The sequence below is a fragment of the Pectobacterium sp. HCp5_1 genome (assembly GCF_032905925.1).
Lineage (GTDB): Bacteria > Pseudomonadota > Gammaproteobacteria > Enterobacterales > Enterobacteriaceae > Pectobacterium > Pectobacterium brasiliense_A.
The window spans coordinates 50,032-75,822 of record NZ_JAUMIO010000014.1; the positions used below are offsets into that span (position 1 = coordinate 50,032).

Sequence of the window (25,791 nt, forward strand, 5' to 3'; positions counted from 1 at the left end):
TGACGGTAATAATAAATAACAGGTCACGTAGATGTTTATCGCGCCCGGTTAAGCAAGCGGGGGAGTCCGGATAATGCAGTTCGCTAAGATGCACGGGTTAGGCAACGATTTCATGGTTGTTGATGCCGTTACGCAAAACGTTTATTTTTCACCCGAATTGATTCGCCGTTTGGCGGATCGACACTGTGGTGTAGGGTTCGACCAATTGCTGGTCGTTGAGCCGCCCTACGATCCTGAACTGGATTTTCATTACCGCATTTTTAACGCGGATGGCAGCGAAGTCGCGCAGTGCGGCAATGGCGCGCGCTGCTTTGCTCGTTTTGTTCGCCTGAAAGGGCTGACCAACAAGCGTGATATTGCCGTCAGTACGCAGACTGGTCGGATGGTGTTGTCGGTGACCGATGACGAACTGGTACGCGTCAATATGGGCGAACCCAATTTCGAGCCGCAACAGGTGCCTTTCCGCGCGGTCAAAGCGGAGAAAACCTACATCATGCGTGCCGACGAACATACGGTGCTGTGTGGCGTGGTGTCGATGGGCAACCCGCACTGTGTGATTCAGGTTGAGGATGTGGACACGGCGAAGGTGGAAACGCTGGGGCCGCTGCTGGAAAGCCACGAGCGTTTTCCCGAGCGTGCCAACATCGGTTTTATGCAAGTGGTTGATAGCCACACTGTCCGTCTGCGGGTGTACGAACGCGGTGCGGGAGAAACGCAGGCGTGCGGTAGCGGCGCGTGTGCTGCTGTGGCGGTAGGGATCCAGCAGGGATTATTGTCCGCGAACGTTCGCGTATCGCTGCCGGGCGGGGAGTTGGATATCCAGTGGGATGGGCCGGGACATCCGTTATTCATGACCGGGCCTGCAACGCATGTCTACGATGGATTTATTCATTTATGAAGAATGTCGAGGAACAGGCAGAGCGCGAGATCGCACTCAGTGACGAGATGGTTTTGCAGTTCCTGCAACAGAATCCCGATTTTTTTATCCGCAATGCGCGTCCCGTCGAGCAGATGCGCATTCCTCACCCCGTCAGGGGAACCGTGTCGCTGGTGGAATGGCAACTGGCACGTCAGCGTAACCACATTACTCAGCTTGAGGAAGAAATCACGCTGTTGATGGAACAGGCGGGGGCGAACGAAGTGCTGTTCAATCGCCTGCTTGGGTTACAAACTGAATTGGCGTCGGCGGATAGCCTGACGGACATGTTGGATCGCTTGCAGCGCTGGGCGCGTCAGCTCGGTCTGGCGGGCGCAACGGTTCGTCTGTTTAATGATAAATGGCGCCTTGGCGCGCCGTCTGGTTTTACCCACCTTGGGCTAAACCGCTCCACCTTTGAGCCGCTGCGCATTCAGCGCTTCGGACAACATAACCACTATCTTGGCAGTCTAAACGGGCCGGAGCTGTTGCTTCTGCTGCCACAGGCCAGACAGGTTGGGTCGGTCGCGCTATCGCTGATGGGAAGTCATCACGATTTGGGCGTGCTGATTTTCAGCAGCCGCGACAGCCACCATTATCAGGATGGCATGGGAACCGTGCTGCTTCAGCAAATGGCCATGATGCTGCCAGCGATGCTGACGCGCTGGGTTGAGCGGGCATGAGCCGGCAGTCTGCGCCATCGGAGGCTCCTTCCCCTTCGCCGTTACAAGCTGATGTTGAGGCGTTCCTGCGCTATCTGAAAGTAGAGCGTCAGCTCAGTCCGCTGACGCAGACCAGCTATTTACGTCAACTGTCCGCGGTTATCACGATACTCTCCGCGGCGGGTGTGGCTGACTGGCGCAAGCTGGACGCCTCTGGCGTGCGTTCCGTGGTGTCCCGCAGTAAGCGCGATGGGCTACATTCCAGTAGCCTGGCGCTCCGTTTATCGGCACTGCGCAGTTTTCTCGACTGGATGGTGTCACGCGGCGTGCTGGCGGCGAACCCCGCTAAAGGGGTCTCCGCGCCGCGAGCCGGGCGTCCATTACCCAAGAATATGGATGTGGATGAGACGAATCGCCTGCTGGAGATCGATTTGGACGATCCCCTTGCGGTGCGCGACCGCACGATGCTGGAAGTGATGTACGGCGCGGGGCTGCGTTTGGCTGAGCTGGTCGGCATGGATTATCAGCATATTGATTTGGCCAGCGGTGAAATCTGGGTCATGGGGAAAGGCAGTAAAGAGCGCAAATTGCCGATAGGAAAAACGGCGGTAACCTGGCTGGAACGCTGGTTGGCGCTGCGTGAACTCTTTGGCCCGCAGGATGATGCTGTGTTTATCTCCAATCAGGGACGACGGATTTCGATGCGCAACGTGCAGAAGCGTTTTGCCGAATGGGGCGTTAAGCAGGGCATCAATAGTCACGTTCACCCGCACAAGCTGCGCCACTCCTTTGCGACGCACATGCTGGAATCCAGCGGTGATTTACGCGCGGTACAAGAGCTGCTTGGTCACGCTAACCTGACCACGACGCAGATTTACACCCATCTTGATTTTCAACATTTAGCCTCCGTGTACGATGCCGCGCATCCACGCGCCAAACGAGGGAAACCCTGATGCATTTTTACCGATCTCTTGGCCCGATCCGTGCGATCACGTTCGATCTGGATGACACGCTGTACGATAACGCGGACGTCATTCGGCGCACGGGGCAAGAGTCAATCCGCTTTCTGCAACAGTACCATCCTGCTCTTCGTGATTTTCAGGCCGATGACTTTCAGAACTTACGCGAGGCCTTGCTTGAGCGCGAACCGGACATCTATCACGACGTGACTGAATGGCGTCGCCGTGCGGCTGAACTGGCGATGTTAGAGCGCGGCCTGAGCGCGGCAGAGGCTAAGGATGGCGCAAAAGCGGCAATGGAAAACTTTGCCCACTGGCGCAGCCAGATTACGATTACCGAAGAAACGCACCAGACGCTAGCGGCGTTAGCCGAGAAAGTGCCGCTGGCCGCCATCACCAACGGTAACGCTGAGCCGCACCGCTTTGGCCTCGATCGCTATTTCTCGTTTATCCTGCGCGCCGGCCCGCATGGTCGCGCCAAGCCGTTTGACGACATGTACCATCTGGCGGCGCAAAAGCTCAATTTGCCTGTGCATGAGATTCTGCATGTCGGTGACGATCTCACGACCGATGTGGCGGGGTCGATCCGCTGCGGTATGCAGGCTTGCTGGATTAACCTGCGTGAAGGCAGCCTGACGCAGATTGGCGACGCCCGGCTGCTGCCGCATATTGAAATTTCGCGGTTGGCATCGCTGTCGGCATTGCTATAATCACTGCATTAATCTGTATAAATCACCAGTGGAAACGCCCTTGTCGATGCGGTGTTTCCCTCACCGGATAACCCGTACCTATGGACGTTTCTGATCTGCTCGATGGCCTCAACGACAAACAGCGTGACGCGGTAGCCGCGCCGCGCAGCAATTTATTGGTGCTGGCGGGGGCAGGCAGCGGCAAAACTCGGGTACTGGTTCATCGCATTGCCTGGCTCTTGTCCGTCGAAAACTGTTCGCCGTATTCCATTATGGCGGTGACGTTTACCAACAAAGCAGCGGCGGAGATGCGCCATCGTATCGATCACCTGATCGGCACCAGCCAGGGCGGCATGTGGATTGGCACATTCCACGGGCTGGCGCACCGTCTGCTGCGTGCGCACCATATGGATGCCAATCTGCCGCAGGATTTCCAGATTCTGGACAGCGACGATCAGCTGCGTCTGCTGAAACGTCTGATTCGGGCGCTTAATCTGGATGAGAAGCAGTGGCCGCCGCGTCAGGCGATGTGGTTCATCAATGGTAAAAAAGATGAAGGCTTACGTCCGCAGCACATTGAAAGCTACGGTAATCCTATCGAACAAACGTGGCAGCGCGTGTATCAGGCCTATCAGGAAGCGTGCGATCGTGCCGGGCTGGTGGATTTCGCCGAGCTGCTGCTGCGTGCGCATGAACTGTGGCTGAACAAGCCGCATGTGCTGAACCACTATCGCGAACGGTTTACCAACATTCTGGTGGACGAATTCCAGGACACCAACCGCATTCAGTACGCCTGGATTCGTATGCTGGCGGGCGACAGCGCCAAGGTGATGATCGTCGGGGATGACGATCAGTCGATTTACGGCTGGCGTGGTGCGCAGGTCGAAAATATTCAGCTGTTCCTGAAAGATTTCGCCGGTGCAGAAACGATCCGTCTGGAGCAGAACTACCGCTCGACCAGCAACATCCTGAAAGCGGCGAATGCGCTGATCGCGCATAACGGCGGGCGGCTCGGAAAAAATCTGTGGACCGATGGCGTAGAAGGCGAGCCTATCTCGCTGTATTGCGCATTCAACGAATTGGATGAAGCGCGCTACGTCGTTAATCGGATTAAAACCTGGCATGAAAATGGCGGTGCGCTGAAAGATAACGCCATTCTGTATCGGAGCAATGCCCAGTCGCGCGTACTGGAAGAGGCGCTGTTACAGCAGAGTATGCCGTACCGTATCTACGGCGGCATGCGCTTCTTCGAACGTCAGGAAATCAAAGATGCGCTGTCTTATCTGCGCCTGATCGCTAATCGTAACGATGATGCGGCGTTCGAGCGAGTGGTGAATACGCCGACGCGCGGCATTGGCGATCGCACGCTGGACGTGGTGCGCCAGACGGCGCGCGATCGTCAGCTGACGCTGTGGCAATCCACGCGGGCGCTGTTGCAGGAAAAAGTGCTGGCTGGGCGGGCGGCAGCATCGCTGCAACGCTTTATCGAATTGATCGATGCATTGGCCTATGAAACCTCTGAGCTGCCGCTGCATATTCAAACCGACCGGGCGATTAAGGATTCCGGCCTGTGGAGCATGTACGAACAGGAAAAAGGCGAGAAAGGGCAGGCGCGGGTAGAAAACCTGGAAGAACTGGTGACGGCAACGCGCCAGTTCAGCTATCAGGAAGAAGATCAGGATTTGATGCCGCTTCAGGCTTTCCTGTCGCATGCCGCGCTGGAAGCGGGAGAAGGTCAGGCTGACGCTAATCAGGATGCGGTTCAGCTTATGACGCTGCACTCGGCGAAAGGGCTGGAGTTCCCGCAGGTGTTTATCGTCGGTATGGAAGAAGGGATGTTCCCTAGCCAGATGTCGCTGGATGAAGGCGGACGTCTGGAAGAAGAGCGTCGTCTGGCTTATGTCGGCGTCACGCGCGCGATGGAAAAGCTGACGATAACCTACGCGGAATCCCGCCGTTTATACGGCAAAGAAGCCTATCACCGGCCTTCCCGGTTCGTCGGCGAGCTGCCGGAAGAGTGTGTTGAAGAAGTGCGGTTACGCGCCAGCGTCTCCCGTCCGGTTAATCATCAGCGCCTCGGCACGCCGATAACGCAAAACGACAGCGGCTACAAATTAGGGCAGCGGGTTCGCCATGCGAAATTCGGCGAAGGTACGATCGTGAATTTGGAAGGCAGCGGCGATCACGCCCGCCTTCAGGTCGCGTTTCAAGGGCAAGGTATTAAATGGCTGGTCGCCGCTTATGCCAGACTGGAAACGGTGTGATCGTCACGATGCAGTTTGAAGTATGACGGGGTTATATAACTTATAAAAACCCTGTCTTAGTCTTTATCGTCATTTTCGACAATGCTAGGTGGCCTGCCGCGTATCCATGGATGTGTGGTATCACAATAAAAAAGGAGCATGCCCATGACGCTAGACCAGATTATTGCCGAGTTACAGAAGAAAAAATGGGTCGATCTCACGCATACGGTGACGGAGTCGATTCCTATTTTTAGCGCGTTTGAAGGCGTGTTGCAGCGCAAGACCTTATTCAACGTCGAAGATCACGGGTTTTATGCGCAGGCGGTGACGTTTGCGACGCAGACAGGGACGCATATTGATGCGCCGGGGCATTTTGTCGCGGGTAAGCGCTATCTGGATCGTATTGATAATAAAGAGCTATTGCTGCCGCTGGTGGTGCTCCACAAGCAAGACGCCGTCGCGAACGATCCCGATTACCGCCTGTCGGTTGACGACATTCTGGCGTTTGAGCGTGAACACGGAGAAATCCCGTCGGGCAGTTTTGTCGCGTTTGCCAGCGGCTGGAGCACGCGCTGGCCTGATCTTGATGCCTTCGCCAATAAAGATGAAGAGGGCAACAGCCATACGCCGGGCTGGTCGCTTGAGGCGCTGATGTTCCTGTTTGAAGAGCGCGGCATTAGCGCGGTTGGGCATGAAACGCTGGATACGGATTCCGCCGCGGATTTCCGTCGCAACAATGGGCTTATTGGCGAGTTCTTCGTGCTGAACCAAAATGCCTGGCAGGTTGAGGTACTGAATAACCTGCATCAGCTGCCGTCTATTGGCGCTTATATTCACGTCAGCTACCCTAATTTCGCTGGTGCGCCCGGCTTCCCCGTCCGTGCTATCGCCTATTTACCAGACCACGCTTAACCGATAAACGCAGTTCTTTTTTACGCTGAGGACTGCATTTTTTACCCTTTTCCGTGCCGAATTTATTGGATAAACCTTATCCATTTGACCAATCTTTTACAGCGTGTTTCAGCCGCGGTTTTAAAGTTGAAGTCTTTTTCATCTCGGCGTAACATGCGCGCATCATTATTCTCGGAGGACTAACGCCTTGGACACACCCAGTCGATACTGGCTCACTAACCTGTTCATTAGGTACAACTTCTAAGGCTATCTTCCTCTGCTGATAGCCTTCGTGGTTGTCAGCGACGCTGTTTTTGTCGCTACGAGTCAGATCCGTCGAACGGACTGAAACCTGCTGGTGACACCTCACCTTTGTTTCTGTGCTTCAATCGCGTTGTCCATCTCTGCTACTGAAAGGGGAGCTATGGCCCATGCTGAGCGCATTTAAACTGGATAACTGCCGTTTATCTCGTCTGGAACTGGATGACTCCGATGATCTCACCACGTCAGTTTGGGTCGATTTGATCGAGCCGGAAGACGATGAGCGTGAAAAAGTACAAAACGAACTGGGACAAAGCCTGGCAACCCGCCCGGAACTGGAAGACATTGAAGCGTCGGCACGTTTTTTTGAAGATGAAGACGGCCTGCACATTCACTCCTTTTTCTTTTTTGAAGATGCTGACGATCACGCCGGTAACTCGACCGTGGCGTTTACTATTCGCGATGGTCGTCTGTACACCTTGCGCGAGCGTGAGCTGCCTGCATTCCGCCTGTATCGCATGCGTGCCCGTAACCAAACGCTGGTGGACGGCAATGCTTATGAACTGCTGCTCGACCTCTTTGAGACCAAAATTGAGCAACTGGCGGACGAGATTGAGAACATCTACAGCGATCTGGAGTCGCTGAGCCGCATCATTATGGAAGGGCGTCAGGGTGAAGAGTACGACGACGCGCTGTCTACGTTGGCGGAGCTGGAAGACGTGGGCTGGAAAGTGCGCCTGTGTCTGATGGATACCCAACGTGCGCTGAACTTCCTGGTGCGTAAAGCCCGCTTGCCATCCGGCCAGTTGGAGCAGGCGCGCGAAATTTTACGCGATATCGAATCTCTGCTGCCGCACAACGAATCCCTGTTCCAGAAGGTTAACTTCCTGATGCAGGCGGCGATGGGCTTCATCAATATCGAACAAAGCCGAATTATCAAGATCTTCTCGGTCGTTTCCGTGGTGTTCCTGCCGCCGACGTTGGTGGCATCCAGCTACGGGATGAACTTTGAGTTTATGCCAGAGCTGAGATGGTCGTTTGGCTATCCGGGTGCGATTGTGCTGATGATTCTCGCCGGACTGGCACCGTACCTCTATTTCAAACGTAAGAACTGGCTCTAAGTTTTTACCGATGCGCCTGATGGGGTTTAACCGTCAGGCGCGTTAAAACGCCTTTCTCTATACTTGTCGTTCCCCGACTCACTCTTCCTGTTTATTCTTCCGCGTCTGTTCATTCTCCGGCCATCTTGTTTAGAATGGCGGACAGTCTTTCTATTCTTACTTTCTATCCTTAAAAAAACAGGTCGTGTGCATGAAAGGGATATCTCCTTGGATGCAATGGGGAATATTGCTGTCGGTTTCATTATCCCTTGGGTTTGGGCTACAGATTTACCACGTTCCCGCCGCGCTGTTGCTGGGGCCGATGATGGTCGGCGTCGTCATGGGGTTAAATGGTGCGACGATTCGCATCCCACCCGTCTGCTTTGCAGGCAGCAATGCCGTTCTGGGCTGTCTGGTCGCACAAAGCCTGTCGTTTTCTATCCTGAAACCGCTGATGAGTGAATGGCCGCTGGTGCTGTTCATTCTGCTGGCGACGCTGGTTGCCAGCGGGCTATCCGGCTGGCTGCTGGTGAAATTTAGCGAACTGCCCGGCACGACCGGAACCTGGGGCGCATCGCCGGGCGGGGCGTCGGCAATGGTCGCGATGGCCGGGGAGTTTGGCGCGGACGTACGGCTGGTCGCCTTCATGCAATATTTACGCGTGCTGATGGTCACCGCGTCGGCGGCGTTTGTCGCTCGCCTGAGTTTGGGTGATGAAGCGGCGGAAAACAGCGCGATGCTGGTCTGGTTCCCTGAACTGGACTGGCGCTTTCTGGCGACGCTTTGCGTGGCGTTTGGCAGCGCCTGGTTGGGAAGACGCTTGCGCATTCCATCCGGGGCGCTGTTAGGGCCGATGATTATTGGCTCGATGCTGCATGCCAGCGGCACCTTGCATCTGCAAACGCCGGAATGGCTGCTGGCGTTGGCCTATGCCTTTATCGGCTGGAGTGTGGGTTTATGTTTCACCCGCCCGATCTTTTTGCTGGCGATCCGTACGCTACCGCACATGATGGCGTCGATAGTCGGATTGATGCTGCTGTGCGGTGGAATGGCGTGGATGGTGACGAAAATGATGCCGGTGGATATGCTGACCGCCTTTCTGGCGACCAGCCCCGGCGGGCTGGATTCGATTGCGATTATTGCCGCAGGCAGTCGGGTCGATATGGCGTTTGTGATCGCCATGCAGACGCTGCGGCTGTTTTCGACGCTGCTGTTCAGCCCGATCTTATCGCGCTTTATTTCCCGTCGTGTTGAGGCTGGGAAACTGTAGCTGGCGTGCGACGTAGCTTACGCTGCGTATAAAGCGCATCCAGAATAAACAGCGCCAGCGCACCCCAGATGAAGGCGAAAGTAATCAGTTTGTCGCTGCTGAATGTTTCACCGTAGAACACCACTGCCAGTATGAACATGATGGTAGGGCCGAGATACTGGAAGAAGCCGAGGGTTGACAGGCGCAGGCGCATCGCCGCGGCGGTGAAAAACAGCAGCGGCACCGTGGTGACGATACCCGCCGAGAGCAGCAGCAGGTTCAGTGACCAGGAATTGGCTGTCAGATGGCTGCTCGGCGTGTCGGCAATAAAAAACAGATAAATAACCGCAACCGGCAGCAGCCACAGCGTTTCGATCAGCATGCCAGTTTGCCCGTCGATACCAATCTTCTTACGCAGCAGACCGTATAACGCAAAGCTGAAGGCCAGCCCGAGCGCGATAATCGGCAGCGAGCCAAACGTCCACAGCTGAACCAGTACGCCAGTCACGGCGAGCAACACGGCCAGCCATTGCAGACGGCGAAAGCGTTCGCCGAGAAAGATCATACCCAGCATGACGTTAACCAGCGGGTTAATGAAATACCCCAGGCTGGCTTCCAGCATGTGATGGTTGTTGACCGCCCAGATGTACAGCAGCCAGTTTCCGCCGATAAGCACCGCCGTTAATGCCAACAGAAACAGATGCTTGACGTTACGGCAGGCAAGGCTCACCTGACGCCATTTCCGGCCAATGGTCAGCAGGAGCAGCATAAAGAAGAATGACCAGATAATACGGTGCGTCAGTATTTCATTGGGCGGAACGTGCTCAAGCAGCTTGAAGTAAACGGGAGCAATTCCCCAAATAAAATACGCACCGAGGGCGAAAAAGATCCCCTCACGGGTTTGTTGCGCGTTCATGGGTGACTCGATAAGGACGGCGGGAAAACGCTAAGTCTACCCAAAACTGTGAGCGCTTTCACGTAAAGTGTTAATGACAATCCTGTTTGCCCACGAGAAAGGCTACCCGACAATATAGGTTGCGGTAGCGCTGGCCAAATGTGAACCCTGTTCGTTATGCAATTCGGCACGGGCGACGGCGATTTTATTGCCGCCGCGCAGCAGCGTGCTGGTAATGGTGAAGTGTTCTCCATAGCCCGGCCGCAGATAATCTACCCGCATATCAATCGTTCCCATGCGGGCGAGGCGGTGGTGAAATTCCTGATCGCTGATCGTTTCATGGCGCAGCAGCGTGTTGCCGACGCAGACCAATCCGGCGGCAACGTCCAGCCCCGCAGCAATCACGCCGCCATGCAGGATTTTTTGTGCTGCATTGCCGATGAGCTTATCTTGCCGGGTGAACGTCAGGACGGCTTTGTCGGCTTCAAACTGCTGTAGTTCAAGGCCGAGTTCGATGTTGAATGGCATCTTGTAAATGAAGATCTCGCCAACGAGCTGGCGTACGGTATCTCTGGTTAATGTCGTTCCCTGAAATGAGGGGGGGTTAGCCATCGTTGTTTTCCGTCCGAGCAATAAGAGGTAAACATTAAATGTAGGTGATTTGATGCGATAAGGTTATGCAATTGTTTATTTTATGCATTGATTTTGTTTCTTGCCAGAAAAGATCGAGAAACGGGAGAACGATAATTCAAATGTCGCTGAACTGTGTAGAATGGCGGGCTTGAGTGGGGAAGGCTTATCACTATTTAGATAAATGAGTTTATTTAGATAAAAGATTTTATTTGGATAAAAGAATGCTGGAGAAAAACATGTCGGAGAAAATGAATGCATAAAATCGGATTCGTACTGGCAGCATTACTGATAGCACAGGCCCATGCCGAAGACACAACAAACGCCCCTGCGCCAAATCAACCTGCGGTACGTGGCAGCATTATTGCCAGCTTGTTAGAAGAGCACAACACCCCGTTTGTTCTCTACCCTTACGAGAGCAATTACATACTGTATACCTATACCAGCAACATCAATAAAACGGCGATACAGAGCTATAACTGGGGCGATGAAGCACGTAAAGATGAAGTGCATTACCAGTTGAGTCTGGGGTTCCCGATCTGGCGTGGCATTCTGGGTGATAACTCGTTGCTGGGGGCGTCCTATACGCAGCGCTCATGGTGGCAGTTGTCTAATAAGAGTGAGTCTTCTCCGTTCCGTGAAACCAACTATGAGCCACAGGTCTTTTTGGGCTGGGCAACGAACTACACCTTCGCGGGCTGGACGCTGCGGGATGTGGAAATGGGTTTTAACCACCAGTCTAACGGCCGTTCCGAACCGACGTCGCGCAGTTGGAATCGCGCTTATGCCCGCCTGATGGCGCAGAACGGCAACTGGCAGGTTGATGTGAAGCCGTGGATCCGTTTCTCCGACAGTCAGGATGACAATCCAGATATCACCAAATACATGGGCCATTATCGCTTGCGCGTCGGCTATGTGTGGGGCGACAGCGTGTTTAGCGCAGAAGGGCGCTATAACTGGAACAGCGGCTACGGCGGCGGTGAACTGGGCTGGAGCTACCCGCTGACGCGTCATGTCCGTTTCTACACCAAGGTGTTTAGCGGCTACGGCGAATCCCTGATTGACTACAATCACCGTCAGACCCGCTTTGGCGTTGGCGTCACGCTGAACGATATGTTCTAACGGCCATGTTTTAGCGACAGGGGTTTTCGCGATTACCGCTTTAGCCCCTGTTGTTTTACCAAACTAACGATTGCAGTTTTACCCAACGGCGCTGAAAATAGCGCCTGTTTGATTTCATTGAATTGGGGAAGGCGTGTCTACGGCGGAAGTATTGAATAAGGAAGCGCTGGCGGTTCAGGTTCTGCGGGACACGTTCGGCTACCAGCAATTCCGACCGGGTCAGCAGGAAATTATCAGCGCGACGCTCAGTGGGCAGGACTGTCTGGTTATCATGCCGACAGGCGGCGGCAAATCGCTGTGCTATCAAATCCCTGCGCTGGTGATGGACGGGCTGACGCTGGTGGTGTCCCCGTTGATTTCACTGATGAAAGATCAGGTCGATCAGCTGCAGGCCTACGGTGTTTCGGCAGCCTGCCTGAATTCGACGCAGACGCGCGAGCAGCAGCTTGAGGTGATGGCCGGTTGTCGTACGGGTCAGATCAAGCTGCTTTATATTGCGCCTGAACGCTTGACGACGGACAGTTTCCTCGATCATCTCGCCCACTGGCAGATCGCTCTGATCGCGGTGGATGAAGCGCACTGTATTTCCCAATGGGGGCACGATTTCCGCCCTGAATACCGGGCGCTGGGGCAGATTAAACAGCGTTTCCCGCATCTTCCTTTTATCGCGCTGACCGCTACGGCTGACGAGACCACGCGGAACGATATCGTTCGCCTGTTGGATCTTCAGTCGCCGCTGATTCAGATCAGCAGTTTTGACCGTCCAAATATTCGCTACACGCTGGTGGAGAAGTTCAAACCGCTCGACCAGCTCTGGATGTTCGTGCAGGGGCAGCGTGGAAAAAGCGGCATCATCTACTGCAACAGTCGCTCCCGCGTGGAAGATATTTGCGCACGGTTACAGGCCCGTGGGCTGAGCGCAGGGGCTTATCACGCTGGATTGGATAACGAACGGCGTGCGCAGGTGCAGGAAGCGTTTCTGCGTGACGATCTCCAGGTGGTGGTCGCGACCGTGGCGTTTGGGATGGGCATCAACAAGCCTAACGTACGGTTCGTGGTGCATTTTGATATTCCGCGCAACATCGAATCCTACTATCAGGAAACGGGGCGAGCTGGGCGTGATGGCCTCGCCGCCGAAGCTGCGCTGTTCTACGATCCGGCGGATATGGCGTGGCTGCGCCGCTGCTTGGAAGAAAAACCGGCTGGGCCGCAGTTGGATATCGAGCGTCATAAGCTGAATGCGATGGGGGCGTTTGCCGAAGCGCAGACCTGCCGCCGTCTGGTGTTGCTGAATTATTTCGGTGAAGGACGCCAGGAGGCCTGCGGCAACTGCGATATTTGTCTCGATCCGCCGAAGCGCTATGACGGGCTGGTCGAAGCGCAAAAAGCGCTCTCCTGCGTATACCGGGTTGGGCAGCGCTTTGGTTTAGGGTATGTCGTCGAGGTGCTGCGCGGGGCGAATAACCAACGTATCCGTGATTTCGGCCATGACAAACTGCCGGTTTACGGTATTGGTAAAGATAAATCGCAGGAGCATTGGGTCAGCGTGCTGCGCCAGTTGATTCATCTGGGCTTACTGAACCAGAACATCACAATGCATTCCGCCGTACAGCTTACCGAATCTGCGCGCCCCGTGTTGCGGGGGGAAATGCCGTTACAGTTGGCCGTGCCGCGCGTGATTAACCTGAAACCGCGCGCCAATCAAAAATCGTACGGTGGAAATTACGACCGCAAGCTGTTTGCCAAATTGCGCAAACTGCGTAAATCCATCGCGGATGAAGACAATATTCCGCCTTACGTGGTGTTCAGTGATGCCACGCTGCTGGAGATGGCTGAACTGATGCCGATCACCGCGGGTGAGCTACTGAATATCAACGGGGTTGGACACCGTAAACTCGAACGTTTCGGTGCGCCTTTCATGAACATGATTCGCGATCATGTCGATAATGATGACGAGTAACGCTCGCCTTATCTGATTGCATTTAAAAAAACAGGAAAACCAAGATGCTGATGCTATTTCTGACGGTGGCGCTGGTGCATTTCATCGCACTAATGAGTCCAGGACCGGATTTCTTTTTCGTTTCACAAACCGCTGCCAGCCGTTCCCGCCGTGAAGCGATGATGGGCGTACTAGGTATTTCTCTGGGTGTGGTGGTCTGGGCGGCTATCGCGCTGCTGGGGCTGCATCTGCTGTTGCAAAAAATGGCCTGGCTGCATACGGCCATTACCGTCGGTGGTGGGCTGTACCTGTGCTGGATGGGCTGGCAGATGCTGCGCTCCGCACGGCGTAAAGCGCAGCTGGAAACCACGCAGGAAACGGCGGTGGTCTTGCCTCAGCGTGGTAAAACCTTTATGCGCGGGTTATTGACGAATCTGGCTAACCCGAAGGCGCTGATCTATTTCGGCAGCGTGTTCTCGCTGTTTGTCGGCGATAGCGTTGGCAGCGGTGCCCGCTGGGGGCTGTTCGCGCTGATCTCGATTGAAACGCTGATCTGGTTCAGTCTGGTCGCAATGGTTTTTGCCTTGCCAGCAATGCGTCGCGGCTATCAGCGTCTGGCGAAATGGGTGGATGGCGTAGCGGGCGTGCTGTTTACCGGTTTCGGCCTGCACCTTATTTTCTCTCGCTAATCTTTCCCTGCGAGAATATCCCTCTCTAAGAGCATTTTCTTTCGAGAAAAAACAGCGCGCCGTAATCTGATACGACGCGCTGTCTTTTAATCAGGCCTTTCTCGCCGTAGCGAGTAACGCGCCAACCAGCACGAACAGTGAACCGAATATCCGGTTGAGCGTCTTCATCTGCCGTGGACCTTTCAGCCATCCGGCGATACGCGTGGCTAGCGTGGCGTAGCCAATCATCACGATGATATCGACTACTACGGTGGTGATGCCTAGCACCAGATACTGTGCGGCCTGCGGCTGGTGGGGAATAATGAACTGCGGGAACAGCGCCGCCAGAAACACGATGCTTTTCGGGTTGGTCAGATTCACCAGCACCGCGCGTTTAAAGAGCCTACGACGCGGCATCGCGCTGGCGATCGCCTGAAGGTCAAGTGCGCCTGCGGCGCGCCACTGCTGAATCCCCAGCCAAATCAGATAAGCCGCGCCCAGCCATTTCAGCATATCGAAAGCCAGTACCGACTGGTTAAGCAACGCGCCTAACCCAATGCCGACGAGCACGATATGAATCGCCAGCCCGACCTGTAAACCACAGATTGAGGCCGCCGCGCCGCGATAGCCGTGGCTAATACCCGTGCTCATGGTGTTGATGGCGCCCGAGCCGGGCGACAGGCTGAGAATAAGCGTTGTGAGTAAATAGGTTAACCACCAGTCCAATGTCATGAAGCATGCCCCTGAATCACGTTCTGTATTACGAGAGTCTGTCTGTTTTTTATGTCACAATACGCTGGTGCTCCACTGCTTGTCATGTTCTTCCGCTAGCTTTAGTTTTCCCGCGTCACCGGAGAGGTGTGATGATTCAACGCCACAATACGTTGTTTACGTCGGAACGGTTAACGCCTGAAGGGGTAACTTCGAACCTGTTAACGCGAGAAGCGCAGTTTGCCGCTTTTGCTACCGGAGAATTACTGGATTTCTGGCGTCAGCGCGAAGAGGGCGAATTCTCCGGCGTTGATGATGTGCCGATCCGGTTCGTTCGCTTTACCGCACCCCAGCACGATAAGATTGTCGTTGTCTTTTCAGGCCGTATCGAAAGCTATGTCAAATATAGCGAAGTCGCTTATGACCTATTTCATAGCGGTTATGATGTGCTCATCATGGATCACCGCGGGCAAGGGCGTTCGGGTCGCGTGTTGCAAGACGGACACCGTGGACATGTTGTGCGTTTCAGTGATTATGTCGATGATGCTGAAACGCTGTGCCAGCAGCATATTGGCCCGAAGCACTATACCCGCCGGTTTGCCTTAGCGCATTCGATGGGTGGCGCGATTCTGGCGCAGCTGCTGATTCGCCAACCTGAGACGTTTGATGCTGTAGCGCTGTGCGCGCCGATGTTTGGCATTCATTTACCGCTTCCTCATTGCGTTGTCGGATGGATCGTCGATTGGGCGGAACGTCGCCCGGCGATTCGTGATTATTACGCCATCGGCACCGGACAGTGGCGCCCGCTGCCCTATCGCATGAATGTGCTGACGCACAGCCGTGAGCGTTACCAGCGTAGCATTCGATTTTATGCGGACTCACCGGATTTGCGCATCGGCGGCCCGACCTATCATTGGGTGCGTGAGGCGATACAGGCGGGAAAACAGCTACTGGCACAGGCTAGCGCTGTCACCACGCCACTTCTGCTGCTACAGGCGGGAGAGGAACGCGTGGTGGATAACCGCAGCCAGAATGCGTTTTGTCAGGTGCTGGCACAGAACGGTAACGCTAACTCAAACGGCGTGTTGCAGGTTATCCCCGGTGCGCGGCATGAAATTCTCTTTGAAACGGATAACCTCCGCGCTCAGGCATTTGCGCTGATTTTGGCGCACTTTGCGCGTTATCATTAATTTTAGACTGTTGGCACGCCGTTCAACGGACGCCGCCAGCAACCTCGTTAATTTTTGCGGCGCGTGCCGCCACAACACACCAGAAGTGAGATCTCATCGCTATGTACCATGTCGTTGCTTCCGATTTAGATGGCACACTGCTGTCACCTGACCACTCGTTGTCCCCGTATGCGAAAGAAACCCTCAGGCTGCTGACGGAAAAAGGGATTCACTTTGTGTTTGCTACCGGACGGCATCACATGGATGTCGCGCAGATCCGCGATAACCTCGGCATCAGCGCATTTATGATTACCTCGAATGGTGCGCGTGTGCACAACTCGCAGGGCGAGCTGATTTTCAGCCACAACCTGGATCAGGACATCGCCCGCGACCTTTACAGCGTCGTACACAATAACCCCGATATGCTGACGCACGTTTACCGCGATGATGAGTGGTTTATGAACCGTCCGCGTGCGGAAGAAGAGCGCTTCTTCAAAGAGTCGATCTTTAAATACAAGCTGTTCGAACCTGCACTGCTCGAAACCGATGGCGTCAGCAAAGTGTTCTTTACCTGTGATTCCCATGAGCAGTTGTTACCGCTGGAAGAAGCGATCAACGCGCGCTGGGGCGACCGCGTTAACGTGAGCTTTTCGACGCTTACCTGTCTGGAAGTGATGGCGGGCGGTGTGTCTAAAGGCCATGCGCTGGAGCAGGTGGCGAAGATTATCGGCTTCTCGCTCAAAGAGTGTGTGGCGTTTGGTGATGGTATGAACGACTACGAAATGCTGTCGATGGCGGGTAAAGGCTGCGTCATGCAGAACGCGCATCAACGCCTGAAAGATATGCTGCCGGATCGCGAAGTGATTGGGTCTAACGCGGACAGCGCGGTGCCGAATTACCTGCGGGAACTGTTTCTGAAGTAATCAGCGCTGAGGTTGTGCTGTGATTTATGGCACAAACGAAGGCGGCGTCATCAGGACGCCGCCAGAGGGATGCTTACAAGAGCGGGTTAGGCGCGATTGGCTAACTCTGCTTTATGCTTTTTCTCATTCAGCATAACAATAACCAGCAGAAGTACCGCCAGAATGCTGCCGCCGATCATGACCATGAAGCCGCCGTCCCAACCGAAGAAGTCAACGGTGTAGCCGACGATGGCGCTAGCGGCAACGGAACCGCCGAGGTAACCGAACAGGCCGGTGAAGCCCGCCGCAGTACCCGCTGCTTTTTTCGGTGCCAGTTCCAATGCATGCAGACCAATCAGCATGACCGGGCCGTAAATCAGGAAGCCGATGACGATCATACAGGCCATGTCCACACCCGGGTTACCGGCTGGGTTCATCCAGTAAACGATGGTTGCTATTGTCACCAGCGTCATGAAGAACACGCCCGTTGCACCACGGTTGCCTTTGAAGACCTTGTCGGACATCCAGCCGCACAGCAGCGTGCCCGGAATCCCTGCGTATTCGTAGAAGAAATAGGCCCAGGAAGACTTATCCAGTGCGAAGTGTTTAACTTCTTTCAGGTAGGTCGGTGACCAATCGAGGATACCGTAACGCAGCAGGTAAACGAAGACGTTGGCGATCGCGATGTACCACAGCAGTTTGTTCGGGAAAACGTACTGCATGAAGATCTGCTTAGCCGTCAGTTCTTCTTCGTCTTTTTCGTTGTAGTCAACCGGATAGTCGTTTTTGTACTCTTCGACGGGTGGCAGACCACAGGATTGCGGGGTGTCACGCATCAGGGCAAATGCGATTAGCGCAACCAGAATCGCGGCGAAGGCCGGCATATAGAGTGCGGCTTTCCAGTCGTTAAACCAGGCCATACCCAACAGGAACAGCAGAGGCGGAAGCCCGCCGCCGACGTTGTGAGCACAGTTCCATACGGACACGATGCCACCGCGCTCTTTCTGCGACCACCAGTGAACCATCGTACGTCCGCACGGTGGCCAGCCCATACCCTGGAACCAGCCGCACAGGAACAGCAAGACGAACATGACTGCAATGCTGGATGTTGCCCACGGTACAAAGCCCATGAACAGCATGACCGCAGCTGCCAAAATCAGACCGGCAGGCAGGAATACGCGCGGGTTGGAACGGTCAGATACCGAACCCATGATGAATTTGGAAAAGCCGTAGGCGATAGAGATACCGGACAGCGCAAAGCCAAGATCGCCGCGTGAGAAGCCCTGTTCAATCAGGTAAGGCATGGCCAGTGTGAAGTTTTTACGCACCAGATAGTAGGCGGCGTAGCCAAAAAAGATCCCCATGAAAATCTGCCAGCGCAGGCGGCGATAGAGCGGATCAATGTGTTCTTGCGACACGCGCGGCTGGTGGGCGGCGGGCCTAAAAATACTCAGCATAGATATCTCCAATGCGAAAAAAAACGATAGCTTTTTTGTTCTATTACGAACGTTATTGTAAGGGGATAGCGTGCAAATGAGTGTGATTCATGACGCTGATGTTACACTTTTATGAAACTGTGACGATTTTTGCGCTCATGTTAACAGAATCGAAAAATTCCACAGTGCGGTTTTAGTGACCTAAATCACACTTATTGTTTTTAAACCCTACTTTGTTTTCGTTTAGTGTTCGTTTTTGCTCTTTATCAAACATTAACCCTTCTTTCTGTGTCCCAATAGCAACATGTAGACCATCCGCCTGGAGCGAGACATGAAGCAAAATACGGGGAACTGGCGTGAAACTGACGTGGTTGTCATCGGCGGTGGTGCAACGGGAGCAGGAACGGCACGGGATTGTGCCCTGCGTGGACTGCGCTGCCTGCTGCTTGAACGTTATGACATTGCGACCGGCGCAACCGGGCGTAATCACGGTTTATTACACAGCGGGGCCCGCTATGCAGTAACCGATGGCGAGTCTGCCCGCGAATGTATTGAAGAAAACCAGATTCTCCGGCGGATTGCTCGCCACTGTATTGAACCTACTGACGGCCTGTTTATCACCTTGCCTGAAGACGATCTCGGTTGGCAGGCACAGTTTATTACCGCCTGTCAGCAGGCGGGAATTCGCGCGCAGGCGTTGGACCCGCAGGAAGCGTTACGACTGGAACCGGCAGCAAATCCGGCGCTGATTGGCGCGGTGCGCGTGCCGGATGGTTCGGTCGATCCTTTTCGCCTGACGGCGGCCAACATGATTGATGCCTGCGAGCATGGCGCGGAAGTGCTGACCTATCATGAGGTTATCGGGCTGATTCGCAAGGGCGACCGTATTACCGGCGTGCGCGTTTTCGACCATAAAAAAGGTGTAGAAACAGAAATCTATGCTCAGGTGGTGGTCAACGCGGGCGGTATCTGGGGGCAACACATTGCGGAATATGCCGATCTGCGCGTGCGGATGTTCCCGGCAAAAGGTGCGCTGTTGATTCTTGGGCACCGTATCAACAACATGGTGATCAACCGCTGCCGTAAACCGGCGGATGCCGACATTCTGGTGCCGGGCGATACCATTTCGCTGATTGGCACCACCTCAACCCACATCGATTACGATCAAATCGACAATATGCTGGTGACGCCCGCCGAAGTAGAAACGCTGATGCGGGAAGGGTCGATGCTGGCACCGACGCTGGCGAGCACGCGCATTCTACGCGCCTATGCCGGTGTCCGACCTCTGGTTGCCAGCGATAGCGACCCGAGCGGGCGTAGCGTAAGCCGCGGTATTGTGCTGCTCGATCATGCCAGCCGCGACGGGCTGGAAGGATTTATTACCATCACCGGCGGCAAGCTGATGACCTACCGCCTGATGGCGGAGTGGGTGACTGACGCTATTTGCAAAAAGCTGGGCCATGACGTGGCCTGCTCGACGGCACAGACGCCGCTGCCCGGTTCTGAATCGCTGGAGGAGGTGAAGTCCGCTCCTCATCCCCTGTCTGCTTACCCTGCGGCAAAACCGCTCTCTGCGCCGCTGCGCGGTTCAGCGATTTATCGCCACGGTGAACGTGCCGGAAGAATGCTGTCCGGTGAGCGTCTGGACCGCAGTCTGGTGTGCGAATGTGAGGCGGTGACGGCGGGAGAAGTGCGCTACGCCGTGGAATCGTTACAGGTGAATAACCTGATTGATTTACGTCGGCGCACCCGCGTGGGTATGGGCACTTGTCAGGGTGAACTCTGTGCCTGTCGTGCGGCGGGTCTGCTGTGCCGTCTGGGCACCGCGACGCCGGAGCAGTCGCTCACGCAGCTTAGCCAGTTTTTGAACGAACGCTGGAAAGGCATTCGCCCGATTGCGTGGGGCAATGCGCTGCGCGAAAGCGAGTTTACCAGCTGGATTTATCAGGGATTGTGCGGCCTGACGGCCAGCGACAGTCAGGAGGATCGTCATGCGCTATGACGTTGTGATTATCGGCGGCGGACTGGCGGGATTGACCTGCGGTATTCGCCTGACGGAGCAGGGAAAACGCTGTGCGATTGTTAGCGCGGGGCAGAATGCGCTGCATTTTTCTTCCGGCGCGCTGGATTTACTCTCCCATCTCCCCGACGGGCAGCCCGTGAGCCAGCCACTCGGTGCGCTGGATGAACTGGCGCGTCAGGCTCCTCATCATCCTTATTCCCGCATGGGCGCGGCGGCAGTGGCGGCGCTGCTGCCACAGGTCGAGGCGCTGCTGGAACGCAGTAATATCACTCTGCTGGGCAATCATCAGCAGAACCACTGGCGCATGACACCGCTAGGTAAGTTTCGCGCCTGCTGGCTGAGTCCGGTCGATGGCGTCACGCGTGGTCTGCCGGATTCCCGCTTTGGTGATAATCCGCTGATTGCGGGTATCGAAGGCTTTCTGGATTTTCAGTCCCGTATTGTGGCCGGTACGCTTCAGACGCAGGGGATCGCGGCACGCAGTGATGAACTCAAGCTGCCCGTGTTGGATAGGTTGCGTCAGAACCCCAGCGAATTCCGCGCGGTCAATATCGCCCGCGTGCTCGACCGACCGGAAAATCGCTCGGCGCTGCTGGAGGAATTGTCGCTTCTGGCTAACGGTAACGATGCCATCATCATGCCAGCCTGTCTGGGCTTGGACAGCCCTGAAATCATCAATGAACTTGCTGATGCGTTAGGTAAACCGGTGCTGCTGCTGCCGACATTACCACCGTCATTGCTTGGGTTACGCCTGCATCAGGCGCTGTCGCAGCGCTTTCGCCAACTGGGCGGCATGGTGATGCCGGGCGATCGTGCGGTGCGCGCCTCGCTGTCGCCGCAGGAGATTGCGATCCATAGCCACCATCATCGCGATATTCCGCTGCGAGCTAAGCATGCGGTGCTGGCGAGCGGCAGCTTTTTCAGTAACGGATTGGTGACGACATTCGATCGGGTGACCGAGCCGGTCTTTGGGCTGGACGTTCGAGTCGCTGACCAGCGCGAGGGCTGGAGCCAGCAGGATGTGTTTGCGCCACAGCCTTATATGCAATTTGGTGCAATTGTCGACGAACACCTGCATCCGCGCATTGGGGGCGAAACGGTCAACAACCTGTACGCGATAGGCGCGGTGCTGGAAGGCTTCGACCCGATTGTGCAGGGATGTGGAGCGGGGGTTTCCTTGCTCAGCGCACTTCATGTTGCCGAACAGATTTTGAAGGAGGGCAACCCATGAGCCTGCTTAGCGATAACAGTTTTGAAGATTGCATTAAGTGTACGGTGTGTACCACATACTGTCCGGTTTCACGCGTGAACCCGCTTTATCCCGGCCCGAAACAGGCAGGGCCGGACGGTGAACGCCTGCGGCGCAAAAATCCGGCGCTGTATGATGATGCGCTGAAATACTGCACCAACTGCAAACGTTGTGAGGTCGCGTGCCCGTCGGATGTCAAAATTGGTGACATTATTCAGCGCGCAAAGGGGACGCACAGCACCCACAAGCCGACGCTGCGCGATGCGATTCTGAGCCATACCGATCTTATGGGGTCAATTGCCACGCCGTTTGCGCCGCTGGTGAATACGGCGACCAGCCTGAAACCCGTGCGCCAACTGCTGGATAAAGCGTTGAAAATCGACCATCGTCGCCAGTTGCCGAAATATTCATTCGGCACCTTCCGGCGCTGGTATCGCCAACAGGCAGCAAAGCAGCAGGCCTATGATGAGCAGATCGCCTACTTCCACGGCTGCTATGTGAACTACAACCATCCACAGCTGGGTAAAGATCTGGTTCAGGTCTTTAACGCGATGGGCATTGGCGTCCAGTTGCTGAATAAAGAGAAGTGCTGCGGCGTGCCGCTGATTGCCAATGGTTTTCACGACAAGGCCAGAAAGCAGGCACATGCGAATATCAAATCGCTGGATGAGGCAATCAATCAGAAATCCCTGCCGGTAGTCGCGACGTCATCCAGCTGTACGTTCACGCTGCGGGACGAGTATCCACATCTGCTGGGCGTGGATAATGGGCATGTGCGCGATGGCGTCGAACTGGTGACGCGCCAGCTCTATCGTCTGCTGGAAGAAGAAGGACGCTCGCTGCCGCTGGGTAAATTGCCGCTGCGGGTGGCGTATCACACGCCTTGTCACTTGGAGCGAATGGGCTGGACGGCGTATACCCTGGCGCTGCTGCAACGCATCCCCGGTCTGGAACTGGTGATGCTGGATTCTCAGTGCTGCGGTATTGCTGGCACCTACGGTTTCAAGAAAGAGAATTACGCCACGTCGCAAGGCATTGGCGCACCGCTGTTTCAGCAGATTGAAGAGAGCGGCGTCGATATCGTGGTGACGGACTGCGAAACCTGTAAATGGCAGATTGAGATGTCGACCAGCAAAAAATGTGAACACCCAATCACCCTGTTGGCGAGGTCACTGGCGCAGCCAGAATAACAGGTGGCAGGGAGCAAAACGTGTAATGCCAATCGCTTAAGCGTGAACGTAGGGGAAACACGGTGATGAGGTTCCCGTAGGGATGCCTCGCACCGTGGTAGCCCCAGTATCTCGATCTTGAAACGATGGGTGTTAAGCAAAACAGATTATTTCCCTACTCTTGTTGAGAATAAGAATTTATCGCAAAAAGCACTTTACAGGTGCGAATGATAATGATTATTATTGCTGTGCGTTCCGGGGAGCGATGTCATGTGCCTGTGTTCATAACCGTGGTGTTCATGACGGTTCGGCTTCCCTGTGAAGGCACGACATTGCTCACATTGCTTCCAGTATTATTTAGCCAGCTCGGGTGCTGGCTTTTTTTTTGCAATTCCCTTCCAGCCCGTCATCCCGTTCTGATTTTTCGAACAGAGCGGTGAGTTTTTTGCGCTATCTTATTTACCGCTGCCCGTTACACTTTCCTTATCAAAAACGCGGGAGGAAATAACATGATCTATTTACGTCAAGCGCAAGATCGCGGACATGCGAATCACGGCTGGCTCGACAGCTGGCACACGTTCTCATTTGCCGATTATTACGATCCTGATTTCATGGGGTTTTCGGCACTGCGCGTCATTAATGAAGACTTTATTGAAGGCGGTCAGGGCTTTGGCACGCATCCGCATAAAGATATGGAAATTCTGACCTATGTATTGTCCGGTGCGGTTGAACATCAGGACAGCATGGGAAATAAAGAGCAGGTGCCAGCGGGTGAGTTCCAGATTATGAGTGCGGGCACGGGCATTCGCCACTCTGAATACAATGCCAGCAAAGACGAACAGCTGCACCTGTATCAAATCTGGATTATCCCGGAAAAAACCGGGCTGACGCCGCGCTACGAGCAGAAACGCTTTGATGTGCAGCAAGGGCGTCAACTGGTGCTGTCTCCGGATGCGCGTGAAGGTTCGCTGAAAGTCTTTCAGGACATGACGCTGTGGCGCTGGGCGCTGAAAGCGCAGGAACAATCGGTGTACCAGATTCAGGCTGACCGCCGCGTTTGGGTTCAGGTAGTGCGCGGTACGGTAGAGATTAACGGCCAGAAAGCGGAAGCTAGCGATGCGTTTGCAGTGTGGGACGAAACGGCGATCTCCGTACACGCCAGCGAGGACAGCGAAATACTGCTGTTTGATCTGCCGCCGGTATAACGGCGAGTGAGAAAAGTGAAGAAGCCCGCGTAGGAAAGGACGCGGGCTTTTTATTTATCGCGGCCTGACGTCATCATTCAGATTCTGCCCCTTTGCCTTTACTTTCTTTATGCTTTTTTTGATAGACTTAGATTACTGTTTTTCAGGCATTTTAGTCGACGATGAAGAAAAAAAGACCCGTTCTCCAGGACGTTGCTGATCGCGTGGGGATTACCAAAATGACGGTAAGCCGTTATTTGCGTAATCCCGCTCAGGTATCCGCCGCGTTGCAGGAAAAGATTGCTATTGCATTGGATGAGCTGGGCTATATCCCCAACCTCGCGCCGAATATGCTCGCCAGCTCCACCAGCCGGGCGATTGGCGTGCTGCTGCCGTCATTAACTAATCAGGTTTTCGCCGAAGTCTTGCGCGGGATTGAACGCACGGCGGAAGCGCACGGCTACCAGACCATGCTGGCGCACTATGGCTATCATCCTGACAGAGAAGAACAGCGTCTGACTTCCCTGCTGTCGTATCACATCGATGGGCTTATTCTGGCTGAACGTACCCACACGCCTCGAACGCGCCAGATGCTGGACGTTGCTGGCATTCCGGTCGTCGAGCTGATGGATTCCGTCTCACCGTGTCTGGATATGGCTGTCGGGTTTGATAACGTTGAAGCCGCTCGACAGATGACACTACGTATGGTCGCGCTGGGGCATCGTCATATCGTCTATCTCGGTGCGCGTCAGGATGAGCGTACGATTATGCGCAGTCAGGGCTACGAGCAGGCGATGTGGGAAAGCGGGCTCACGAGCTATTGCGTGATGAGCGAGCGGGCATCGTCCTATTCGCTCGGTGGCGAACTGCTGCGGCAGACGCAGGCGGAATACCCGCAGGTTGATAGCGTATTTTGCACCAATGACGACTTAGCCGTCGGTGCGATGTTCGAATGCCAGCGGCAGGGGCTGCGCGTGCCGGATGACATTGGCGTAGCGGGTTTCCACGGGCACGACATTGGTCAGGCGATGGTACCGAAGCTGGCTAGCGTACTGACACCGCGTGAACACATGGGACGCGTCGGCACCGAACAACTGCTGGCTCGTCTGCGGGGCGAGCCAGTTACGCAGGAGAGGGTCGATGTCGGCTTTACCGTGCTGGACGGTGAAAGCCTCTAAGCCGCTGCGTTAGCCTGCTGCACGCAGTGCGTCAACGCAGCGCTGCACGACGTCTTCCCGGGTGCCGTCAATATCGACTTTCAGGACATCCGGCTCATCGCTACCCGGTTCTTCCAGCGCATCGAACTGGCTTTTCAGTAGGTCTGTCGGCATGAAGTGGCCTGCTCTGGCTTTGTGACGTTCCAGAACCAGCTCAAAGCTGCCTTTCAAATAGATAAACACCATCTTTTCGTTGCCTTCGCGCAGGCGGTCGCGGTAACGCTTTTTCAGCGCGGAACAGACGATGATGCCCGTCTCATTTTTGTGCGCCAGGCTGTAGGCAACATCGCTGAGACGCTCCAGCCACGGTGCGCGGTCGTCGTCATTCAATGGCGTACCGCTGGCCATTTTCTGGATATTCGCGCGCGGGTGCAGATCGTCGCCGTCAATAAATTTTGCCTGAATGGCGCGGCCAAGTTCAGCGCCAACTGAGGATTTTCCACTGCCTGATACGCCCATCAGAATAATGCTTCGACCTGACATAATTTGATCTCTATCTCAAACTGT

24 protein-coding genes are annotated in these 25,791 nt (G+C 55.1%); 19 read left to right on the forward strand and 5 right to left on the reverse strand.

What is annotated here, in order from left to right; genetic code table 11:
- Positions 1-73: 73 nt before the first annotated feature.
- The 9 genes from dapF to Q3A88_RS11670 all read left to right on the forward strand — a co-directional run bounded on the left by dapF (position 74) and on the right by Q3A88_RS11670 (position 8,991).
- Positions 74-898: a diaminopimelate epimerase gene (gene dapF / locus Q3A88_RS11635; protein WP_014916928.1), complete on the forward strand. Its 825-nt coding sequence runs from the start codon at positions 74-76 to the stop codon at positions 896-898.
- The gene (locus tag Q3A88_RS11640) at positions 895-1,599 is read left to right on the forward strand and encodes a DUF484 domain-containing protein (RefSeq protein ID WP_317177954.1); all 705 of its coding nucleotides are present in this window, start codon (positions 895-897) and stop codon (positions 1,597-1,599) included. Before dapF ends, Q3A88_RS11640 begins: the two co-directional genes overlap by 4 nt.
- Positions 1,596-2,531, forward strand: coding sequence for a tyrosine recombinase XerC (gene xerC, locus Q3A88_RS11645; protein WP_317177955.1), 936 nt, complete (start codon positions 1,596-1,598; stop codon positions 2,529-2,531). The genes Q3A88_RS11640 and xerC overlap by 4 nt, the downstream gene beginning before the upstream one ends.
- Positions 2,531-3,247 (forward strand): 5-amino-6-(5-phospho-D-ribitylamino)uracil phosphatase YigB, encoded by a 717-nt coding sequence (gene yigB / locus Q3A88_RS11650; RefSeq protein WP_039311614.1) that lies wholly within the window; start codon positions 2,531-2,533, stop codon positions 3,245-3,247. Before xerC ends, yigB begins: the two co-directional genes overlap by 1 nt.
- A gap of 80 nt (positions 3,248-3,327) precedes the next feature.
- Positions 3,328-5,490 carry a DNA helicase II gene (gene uvrD, locus Q3A88_RS11655; RefSeq protein ID WP_233989521.1) on the forward strand — a complete coding sequence of 721 codons (2,163 nt, stop codon included), beginning with the start codon at positions 3,328-3,330 and terminating at the stop codon, positions 5,488-5,490.
- Between the two features lie 144 nt (positions 5,491-5,634).
- Complete coding sequence (locus tag Q3A88_RS11660; RefSeq protein ID WP_317177956.1) at positions 5,635-6,381, forward strand: cyclase family protein; 747 nt, start codon at positions 5,635-5,637, stop codon at positions 6,379-6,381.
- 187 nt (positions 6,382-6,568) lie between these two features.
- Positions 6,569-6,625: a YsgD/CorL family protein gene (gene ysgD, locus Q3A88_RS21905; protein ID WP_349814568.1), complete on the forward strand. Its 57-nt coding sequence runs from the start codon at positions 6,569-6,571 to the stop codon at positions 6,623-6,625.
- Positions 6,626-6,791: 166 nt separating this feature from the next.
- Positions 6,792-7,742, forward strand: a complete 951-nt coding sequence (gene corA / locus Q3A88_RS11665) for a magnesium/cobalt transporter CorA (RefSeq protein WP_010284904.1) — start codon at positions 6,792-6,794, stop codon at positions 7,740-7,742.
- 190 nt (positions 7,743-7,932) lie between these two features.
- A complete protein-coding gene (locus Q3A88_RS11670) occupies positions 7,933-8,991 on the forward strand; it encodes an AbrB family transcriptional regulator (RefSeq protein WP_039466186.1) in 1,059 nt (352 codons plus the stop codon).
- On the opposite strand, the gene rarD is transcribed toward Q3A88_RS11670, so the two are convergent.
- Positions 8,957-9,886, reverse strand: coding sequence for an EamA family transporter RarD (gene rarD, locus Q3A88_RS11675; RefSeq protein WP_317177957.1), 930 nt, complete (start codon positions 9,884-9,886; stop codon positions 8,957-8,959). The two genes, Q3A88_RS11670 and rarD, sit on opposite strands and share 35 nt — an antisense overlap.
- 102 nt (positions 9,887-9,988) lie before the next feature.
- Positions 9,989-10,477 (reverse strand): thioesterase family protein, encoded by a 489-nt coding sequence (locus Q3A88_RS11680; RefSeq protein WP_039286215.1) that lies wholly within the window; start codon positions 10,475-10,477, stop codon positions 9,989-9,991.
- A gap of 273 nt (positions 10,478-10,750) precedes the next feature.
- Between Q3A88_RS11680 and pldA the strand changes: the two genes are divergently transcribed.
- From pldA to rhtC, 3 genes are all read left to right on the forward strand, one after another.
- Complete coding sequence (pldA, locus tag Q3A88_RS11685) at positions 10,751-11,617, forward strand: phospholipase A (RefSeq protein WP_110163385.1); 867 nt, start codon at positions 10,751-10,753, stop codon at positions 11,615-11,617.
- Positions 11,618-11,750: 133 nt separating this feature from the next.
- Positions 11,751-13,577, forward strand: coding sequence for an ATP-dependent DNA helicase RecQ (gene recQ / locus Q3A88_RS11690; RefSeq protein WP_010284890.1), 1,827 nt, complete (start codon positions 11,751-11,753; stop codon positions 13,575-13,577).
- Positions 13,578-13,621: 44 nt separating this feature from the next.
- Positions 13,622-14,245, forward strand: coding sequence for a threonine export protein RhtC (gene rhtC / locus Q3A88_RS11695; RefSeq protein WP_010284889.1), 624 nt, complete (start codon positions 13,622-13,624; stop codon positions 14,243-14,245).
- Positions 14,246-14,335: 90 nt separating this feature from the next.
- Here rhtC and rhtB read toward each other — a convergent pair whose 3' ends face one another.
- Positions 14,336-14,956: a homoserine/homoserine lactone efflux protein gene (gene rhtB / locus Q3A88_RS11700; RefSeq protein ID WP_039311603.1), complete on the reverse strand. Its 621-nt coding sequence runs from the start codon at positions 14,954-14,956 to the stop codon at positions 14,336-14,338.
- A gap of 131 nt (positions 14,957-15,087) precedes the next feature.
- Between rhtB and pldB the strand changes: the two genes are divergently transcribed.
- Positions 15,088-16,125 (forward strand): lysophospholipase L2, encoded by a 1,038-nt coding sequence (pldB, locus tag Q3A88_RS11705; protein ID WP_317177958.1) that lies wholly within the window; start codon positions 15,088-15,090, stop codon positions 16,123-16,125.
- Between the two features lie 101 nt (positions 16,126-16,226).
- Positions 16,227-17,027 carry a sugar/pyridoxal phosphate phosphatase YigL gene (gene yigL, locus Q3A88_RS11710; protein ID WP_010294521.1) on the forward strand — a complete coding sequence of 267 codons (801 nt, stop codon included), beginning with the start codon at positions 16,227-16,229 and terminating at the stop codon, positions 17,025-17,027.
- A gap of 86 nt (positions 17,028-17,113) precedes the next feature.
- On the opposite strand, the gene glpT is transcribed toward yigL, so the two are convergent.
- Positions 17,114-18,463 carry a glycerol-3-phosphate transporter gene (gene glpT, locus Q3A88_RS11715; RefSeq protein WP_110163381.1) on the reverse strand — a complete coding sequence of 450 codons (1,350 nt, stop codon included), beginning with the start codon at positions 18,461-18,463 and terminating at the stop codon, positions 17,114-17,116.
- A gap of 310 nt (positions 18,464-18,773) precedes the next feature.
- Here glpT and glpA point away from each other — a divergent pair, with 310 nt between their 5' ends.
- The 5 genes from glpA to gntR all read left to right on the forward strand — a co-directional run bounded on the left by glpA (position 18,774) and on the right by gntR (position 25,245).
- Positions 18,774-20,444 (forward strand): anaerobic glycerol-3-phosphate dehydrogenase subunit A, encoded by a 1,671-nt coding sequence (gene glpA / locus Q3A88_RS11720; protein WP_039504616.1) that lies wholly within the window; start codon positions 18,774-18,776, stop codon positions 20,442-20,444.
- Entirely contained in the window at positions 20,434-21,696 is a 1,263-nt protein-coding gene (gene glpB / locus Q3A88_RS11725; RefSeq protein ID WP_317177959.1) for a glycerol-3-phosphate dehydrogenase subunit GlpB, read from the forward strand. Before glpA ends, glpB begins: the two co-directional genes overlap by 11 nt.
- Positions 21,693-22,904 carry an anaerobic glycerol-3-phosphate dehydrogenase subunit GlpC gene (gene glpC, locus Q3A88_RS11730; RefSeq protein ID WP_317177960.1) on the forward strand — a complete coding sequence of 404 codons (1,212 nt, stop codon included), beginning with the start codon at positions 21,693-21,695 and terminating at the stop codon, positions 22,902-22,904. The genes glpB and glpC overlap by 4 nt, the downstream gene beginning before the upstream one ends.
- A gap of 488 nt (positions 22,905-23,392) precedes the next feature.
- Entirely contained in the window at positions 23,393-24,088 is a 696-nt protein-coding gene (locus tag Q3A88_RS11735; RefSeq protein ID WP_110163378.1) for a pirin family protein, read from the forward strand.
- Between the two features lie 161 nt (positions 24,089-24,249).
- On the forward strand, positions 24,250-25,245 hold the full coding sequence (gene gntR / locus Q3A88_RS11740; protein ID WP_110163377.1) for a gluconate operon transcriptional repressor GntR: 996 nt from the start codon (positions 24,250-24,252) through the stop codon (positions 25,243-25,245).
- Positions 25,246-25,254: 9 nt separating this feature from the next.
- On the opposite strand, the gene Q3A88_RS11745 is transcribed toward gntR, so the two are convergent.
- Positions 25,255-25,767 carry a gluconokinase gene (locus tag Q3A88_RS11745; RefSeq protein WP_010277892.1) on the reverse strand — a complete coding sequence of 171 codons (513 nt, stop codon included), beginning with the start codon at positions 25,765-25,767 and terminating at the stop codon, positions 25,255-25,257.
- Positions 25,768-25,791 lie beyond the last annotated feature (24 nt).

Coding starts and splice junctions, on each gene's coding strand:
- uvrD (WP_233989521.1), top strand. CDS start 3,328: ATGGACGTTTCTGATCTGCTCGATGGCCTCAACGACAAACAGCGTGAC.
- rhtB (WP_039311603.1), bottom strand. CDS start 14,956: ATGACATTGGACTGGTGGTTAACCTATTTACTCACAACGCTTATTCTC.
- glpT (WP_110163381.1), bottom strand. CDS start 18,463: ATGCTGAGTATTTTTAGGCCCGCCGCCCACCAGCCGCGCGTGTCGCAA.
- gntR (WP_110163377.1), top strand. CDS start 24,250: ATGAAGAAAAAAAGACCCGTTCTCCAGGACGTTGCTGATCGCGTGGGG.
- yigB (WP_039311614.1), top strand. CDS start 2,531: ATGCATTTTTACCGATCTCTTGGCCCGATCCGTGCGATCACGTTCGAT.
- xerC (WP_317177955.1), top strand. CDS start 1,596: ATGAGCCGGCAGTCTGCGCCATCGGAGGCTCCTTCCCCTTCGCCGTTA.
- yigL (WP_010294521.1), top strand. CDS start 16,227: ATGTACCATGTCGTTGCTTCCGATTTAGATGGCACACTGCTGTCACCT.
- rhtC (WP_010284889.1), top strand. CDS start 13,622: ATGCTGATGCTATTTCTGACGGTGGCGCTGGTGCATTTCATCGCACTA.
- corA (WP_010284904.1), top strand. CDS start 6,792: ATGCTGAGCGCATTTAAACTGGATAACTGCCGTTTATCTCGTCTGGAA.
- rarD (WP_317177957.1), bottom strand. CDS start 9,886: ATGAACGCGCAACAAACCCGTGAGGGGATCTTTTTCGCCCTCGGTGCG.
- glpC (WP_317177960.1), top strand. CDS start 21,693: ATGAGCCTGCTTAGCGATAACAGTTTTGAAGATTGCATTAAGTGTACG.
- Q3A88_RS11735 (WP_110163378.1), top strand. CDS start 23,393: ATGATCTATTTACGTCAAGCGCAAGATCGCGGACATGCGAATCACGGC.
- glpA (WP_039504616.1), top strand. CDS start 18,774: ATGAAGCAAAATACGGGGAACTGGCGTGAAACTGACGTGGTTGTCATC.
- Q3A88_RS11745 (WP_010277892.1), bottom strand. CDS start 25,767: ATGTCAGGTCGAAGCATTATTCTGATGGGCGTATCAGGCAGTGGAAAA.
- Q3A88_RS11660 (WP_317177956.1), top strand. CDS start 5,635: ATGACGCTAGACCAGATTATTGCCGAGTTACAGAAGAAAAAATGGGTC.
- dapF (WP_014916928.1), top strand. CDS start 74: ATGCAGTTCGCTAAGATGCACGGGTTAGGCAACGATTTCATGGTTGTT.
- pldB (WP_317177958.1), top strand. CDS start 15,088: ATGATTCAACGCCACAATACGTTGTTTACGTCGGAACGGTTAACGCCT.
- glpB (WP_317177959.1), top strand. CDS start 20,434: ATGCGCTATGACGTTGTGATTATCGGCGGCGGACTGGCGGGATTGACC.
- pldA (WP_110163385.1), top strand. CDS start 10,751: ATGCATAAAATCGGATTCGTACTGGCAGCATTACTGATAGCACAGGCC.
- Q3A88_RS11680 (WP_039286215.1), bottom strand. CDS start 10,477: ATGGCTAACCCCCCCTCATTTCAGGGAACGACATTAACCAGAGATACC.
- Q3A88_RS11640 (WP_317177954.1), top strand. CDS start 895: ATGAAGAATGTCGAGGAACAGGCAGAGCGCGAGATCGCACTCAGTGAC.
- Q3A88_RS11670 (WP_039466186.1), top strand. CDS start 7,933: ATGAAAGGGATATCTCCTTGGATGCAATGGGGAATATTGCTGTCGGTT.